Genomic DNA, 6,173 nt, shown 5'->3' with positions numbered 1-6,173 from the left:
CAGTCTCTCCCGCTTGAGCGAAACCATCTCCGTTTACATCATTAAATGTTCCAGTCTTGATTAATGCAATCGCTCCACCATCTGTTGGGAAAGTTGTGATTGTTTCATCATCCTCAAGATTACTATCATCATCTGAAGTATCTGTTACATCAACACCATCAGGATTCTGTCCTGTAGCAAGTGCTTGATTCGTCACTCCGCCTCCATCAACGTCTGCTTGTGTAATAGTATAGATAGCACTAAATGTATCTGTATCAACACCACCTACTAATAAATCAATAGGTCCTCCAGTTATAGCTACCATTGGATCTGTAATTACAATATTTGTAATTGTTACGTTTCCAATGTTTGTTACTGTGAAATTATACGTTACTGTTTCTCCCGCTTGCGCGAAACCATCTCCGTTTACGTCGTTGAATGTTCCTTCTTTAATCAATGCAATTAAAGCTGATCTTTCTATAGCAGTAACCGTAGGATCATCTGTTAAATCACTATTTATACTACCATCTCCGTTTGGAGTTTCAATAGTTTCTGGATTTAATATTTCTAGTCCATTCACATCTGTTCCAGCATCTGAAATATCAATTACATCATTAACACCAATTGGACTACTTCCAATGGCAGAAGCACTATTCTCAATATACCCTAAATCGACATCAGCTTGGGTAATCTGATGTTCTGCTACAACGGTAACACTATCACCTGGCGCCAACTCAGCAATAGGATTTCCAGAAATAATAGTGGCATTATCATCTGTAACAACAATATCAGTAAGATTTGTATTACCTGAATTTGTAACAACAATATCATAAGTAATAATGTCATTTAAAACACCAGAAGCACTTGTTTGACTTTTTATAAGACTTAAATTATTATCTGCTGTGTACGTAAATATGCTTGCACTACCTCCCGCAAATGTATTATTATCCGATGCAGATATGATAGTTTGAAAACCATTATTAGCATCTTCTTGACTCGAATTTTCAATAACGGTTATTGGAAAAGTCAAAGACCCAAAATCATCACCTGCAATAGTTGCATATTGACTTAAAGTCAACACATTACTAATAGCATCATAAGACGGAATGAAATAATTTAATAGCGTTCCAGTAATTGCACTAGTATCTCCGTCAGTTAATTCAACCAATTGAAATATAACTTCAATTACAACATTAGGAGATCCTGTATCTGGATCCAATGCAGGAACCTCTAAACCAGACGACTCTGCCAATATAAAGCTACCAGTACCCGTACCGTTCAACTCAAGGGTCTCTAATGGTGCCGGATTTATATTTGCTTCAGGAATTGAAACAGATTGACCAAAGCTTGTAAAGCTTAAAGTAAAAATGATTACTATTATTAAAATTTTCTTCATCTTATGAATTTTCTACGTAAATAATAAGGATATTTTCAACTACTAGTTATTGTTATACTCTATGTAGTCAAAATCATCATTATTTGAGTTATTAACCTCTCCGCCTGAAAAATAGCGCACAGTTGCCTGAATCGGGAATATACCGTTCGTATTTGGTGATGGATTATAGACAGCATTAATACCAACTATAGATGCCGTCAAACCTTCAAAAACACCTCCATTACCAACATATGTGAATTTATACAATACTGGACTAGAGTCATCAAATATCCAATCAGCATTACTAACCGGCGCTCCATTTATTGTCGTGAGGCTTGAATCATAGGTAAGAATAAATGCAGAGTTTTTAGGTATTCTCAACTCTACAGCATCAGTACCATTAGATTGTCTATCATTATATTCAGCTACAAAAACTCTAAAGTCAACATTACCAGAATCACCCGCGACAGTTGTCGTCCCGGTGAAAATCACTGGACCAAAATCTGGCAAATTACCCACGGTATTTGTATCCGTTATTGCGTCTGGATCTGAACCTATTGCATCAAATTCATCATCATAAGTTACAGTAACAGTATCTCCAGACTGAGTATTGAATATACCATCATTGTCCGTACCGGCTGTTACACCGTACTCTGTATCCACAGCCCCTGTAAAGACTCCTGTATCAATCCCAGTTTCGGTTAATGTAATAGTTTCAGACTCACCTGTGACATCATTTACAATAACAACCTCAATAGTTTCTATTGTAAGTGGATCTTCATTTAAATCATTATCTGTAACTACAATATCTAATGTATCTCCTGGAATTGAAAGATTTGTTATATCTACAGTACCAGTCACCCCACCAAGGACAGTATCAACATCTGAAACAGGAGAAGGATTACTTCCAGTTACATCTAATACATCATCATAAGTTACAGTTATTGTATCACCAGCTTGTGAATTAAATACTCCATCATTATCTGTTCCAGCAATTATACCTGACACTGTTTCTACAGTACCTTCAAATACACCTGTGTCAGCACCTGTTTCAGTCAAAGTAATTATTTCAGACTCTCCAGTATTATCATTAATAACAATAACTTCTATAGTTTCGATTGCAGTAATATCTTCATTCAAATCATTATCAGTAACAGATATATCCAGTGTATCCCCTGGAACTGATGTATCAGTAATATCTACAACTCCAGTAACCCCTCCTAGTACATTATCGGTATCAGTAATTGGATCTGGATTATTACCATTGCTATCTAATTCATCATCATAAGTTACAGTTACGGTATCACCAGCTTGAGTGTTGAAAATCCCATCGTTATCTGTACCAGCAATATCACCAAATACGGTATTAACAGTTCCTTCAAACACACCTGTATCAACTCCTGTCTCTGTCAAAGTGATTGTTTCTGTTTCACCAGTTTGATCGTTTATAACAACGACATCAATTGAGTCTACACTAGTAATGTCTAGATTCAAATCATTATCAGTTACAATAATATTTAATGTATCTCCTGGTATTGACGTTTCTGTTATTTCAACCTTACCTGTTACTCCTCCGATTACGGTGTCTGTATCTGAAACAGCTGTTGGATCATTACCTAAAGTATCTAACTCATCATCATAAGTTACCGTAACAGTATCTCCAGCTTGAGTATTAAAAATCCCATCGTTATCTGTACCAGCAATATCACCAAATACGGTATCAACAGTGCCTTCAAATATTCCCGTATCAGCGCCTGTTTCTGTTAGAGTAACTAACTCAGATTCGCCAGTTTCATCGTTTACAACAATTACCTCAATCGCCTCTATATTATTAATATCTTGATTTAAATCGTTATCAGTTACAACGATGTCCAGCGTGTCTCCTGGTATTGAAGTTTCAGTAATAGTTACTTCACCAGTTACTCCACCAATAACATTATCAGTATCTGTTACAGGAGCAGGATTATCACCTGTATTATCAAGCTCGTCGTCGTATGTTACGGTTACAGTATTTCCAGCCTGAGTGTTCAATGTTCCATCATCATTTGTACCAGCCATCTCACCAAATACAGTATCAACTGTACCAGCAAAAACACCTGTGTCAGGTCCGGTTTCCGTTAAAGTTACAACTTCAGATTCACCAGTCTGATCGTTTACAACAACCACATCAACTGTATCTATAATATTGACATCTAGATTCAAATCATTATCAGTCACAACAACATCTAAAGTGTCCCCTGGAATTGAAGTATCTGTTACAGTAACTTCACCAGTAACTCCACCAAGAACTAGATCTGTATCTGTGATTGGTCCTGGATTGCTCCCAACTTCATCAAGCTCATCGTCATAAGTAACAGTTACCGAATCACCTGCTTGTGTATTAAATACACCGTCATTATCTACTCCAGCAACTACACCATAAATAGTATCAACTGTACCTGCAAAAACACCTGTGTCAGGTCCGGTTTCAGTTAAAGTCACAACTTCAGATTCACCAGTCTCTTCGTTTACAACAACAACATTCAAAGTTTCAGCTACTGAAGGGTTTTCATTGAGATCTCCATCTGTAACAACCACATCTAATGTATCACCAGGAATTGATGTATCAGTTATATCTACTATTCCAGTTATTCCACCCAATACATTATCAACATCTGTCAATACCGTTAGTGTTCCGTTCTCATCTAATTGATCATTATAGAAAATAGTAACTGTATCACCAACTTGGGTGTTAATTAGTTCATCATTATTAGCACCCGCAGATACTCCATATATAGTATCGACAGTTCCTGTAAATACACCTGTATTTGGACCTGTCTCTGTTAGTATAATCACCTCTGATTCACCTGTAATATCATTTTTCACAATCACGTTGACAGTTTCTGCAACTGAAGGATCTTCATTCAAATCAGCATCTGACACAGATAGATCCAAAGTGTCCCCAGGAAAAGACGTATCAGTTATATCTACATCTGCTAAAACACCTCTAGTATGTGTAAAGAATGCTGTACTTCCAGGAGCATCAGTTGGACCATCAATTGCTGCTATATTCACGTTAAATCCATTAAAACTCTGATTCTCAGTTGAGTTTTGAGTGACAGTTAATGGCATAGAAATATTTCCTGAAAAACTAGCAGGAATTTCAGATGATTGTTGAAAAACTAGAACATTATTCCCAGCGTCATAACTAACTGTAAAATAAGAAAGCACAGTTCCTGTTATCCCCGCCACATCAGCATCAGTTAATTCTACATATTGTAAACTAATACTAATTGTAACATTAGGCATTCCAAATGCTGAAGCAGGAGCTGCTACACCATCATTTTCTGTGAAAGTAAATGTACCTATACCCTCTCCATTTAAGGATATACCATCAAGAGGATCTGGAGTAATATTTGCTCCAGTTACTGTTACGGTCTGACCATACGCAACTAACGTACATAGGACGGTAAAAATGAGTGAAAGTAGAATTTTTTTCATTGTAGGTATTTAAGGTTGTTGAGATTGTAAATTCTTGAAAATCTTATATTAATCGTTATCATCGAGTATGTCATTATCGAATTCGATAAAGTCAACATCATTATTATTAGAATTATTGGTTTCACCTCCAGAGTTAAATTTGACTGTAACTTGTAAAGGAAACTCTCCTTCTGTGCTAATAAGTGGTAAATAAACAGCATTTAAACCGATCATTGACGCGCTATTTGCTGGAAAGATACCGTTATTCCCAATATATATGAATTTATAAAGCGTAGGACTAGAATTATCAAACAGCCAATCGGTGTTTGACACAGGAAAGCCGTTAACCAACACACTCGCAGGATCAAATGTTATTAATAAGTCATCACTTTTGACTATCCTAAGTTCTACTGGTGTAACACCATTAGAATTCTGACCTGCAAATTCAGCCACTAGCACTCTGAAATCAATAACTCCAGTATTACCTACAATAGTAGTAACTCCAGTAAACAATGTTGGCCCATAATCTGGAATTAATTGCATACCTACTGTAAGATACACAGTTGCAGTATCAGTTGCACCTTGAGTGTCCGTCACCTGATATACAAAGGAATCTGGACCTACATAATCTAAATTAGACGTATATGTGAAAGTACCATCGTCATTTAAAACTACTGTCCCATTTGCAGGAACAGATATTAACAATGTTGTCTGAGCATCTCCCTCAGGGTCCGTATCATTATCTAATACATTTCCTAAAATATCAGCATTTGAAATACCATTATAAGCATCATCATTTGCTACGGTAATATTTGCAACATCAGGAATTACTTGAATAGTAACCATTGCTGTGTCACACGCAGCTGGACTAGAATTATCACATATAGTATATGTGAAAGTATCCTCTCCAACAAAATCAGCGTTTGGAGTATAAATAAAAGACCCGTTAGGTAGTAATAATACCAATCCATTAGATGGATTTGTATTTCCAGTAACTGTAAGTGGATCTCCATCTGAATCAAAATCATTAGGTAAAACATTACCTGTTAACGGTGTATTTACTTCTGTAATACCTGAATCAGCATTCGCAACAGGAGCCTCGTTATTAGGTCCACTTATTGGTAATACTTCTAAGTAAACAATAGCTGTATCACAAGCTTGAGGGTTACCATCATCACAAACTGTGTACGTAAAGGTATCCTCTCCTACAAAATCAGTATTTGGTGTATACTGGTAAGTTCCATCAGGATTCATTACTAATACTCCATTAGATGGATCTGTATTTGAACTTACTGTCTGTATATCTCCTTCTGCATCATCATCATTCGTTAATACATTACCAGTTACAGTAGTATTTACA

2 protein-coding genes and 1 pseudogene are annotated in these 6,173 nt (G+C 36.3%); all 3 read right to left on the bottom strand.

Going from position 1 to position 6,173, the window contains the following annotated elements:
• A pseudogene (locus ACJJVW_RS00015) lies at positions 1–1,375 on the bottom strand (hypothetical protein); the annotation flags it as partial.
• A gap of 42 nt (positions 1,376–1,417) precedes the next feature.
• Positions 1,418–4,834 carry a beta strand repeat-containing protein gene (locus ACJJVW_RS00010; protein WP_405250311.1) on the bottom strand — a complete coding sequence of 1,139 codons (3,417 nt, stop codon included), beginning with the start codon at positions 4,832–4,834 and terminating at the stop codon, positions 1,418–1,420.
• A gap of 48 nt (positions 4,835–4,882) precedes the next feature.
• The coding region (locus ACJJVW_RS00005) for an Ig-like domain-containing protein (RefSeq protein WP_405250310.1) at positions 4,883–6,173 on the bottom strand (1,291 nt) is incomplete at its 5' end.

Origin of the sequence: Dokdonia sp. Asnod3-C12, from assembly GCF_045063975.1 — a bacterium.
Lineage (GTDB): Bacteria > Bacteroidota > Bacteroidia > Flavobacteriales > Flavobacteriaceae > Dokdonia.
Note: the sequence above shows the minus strand (reverse complement) of the source record. Positions and strands in the feature narration are given on the sequence as shown.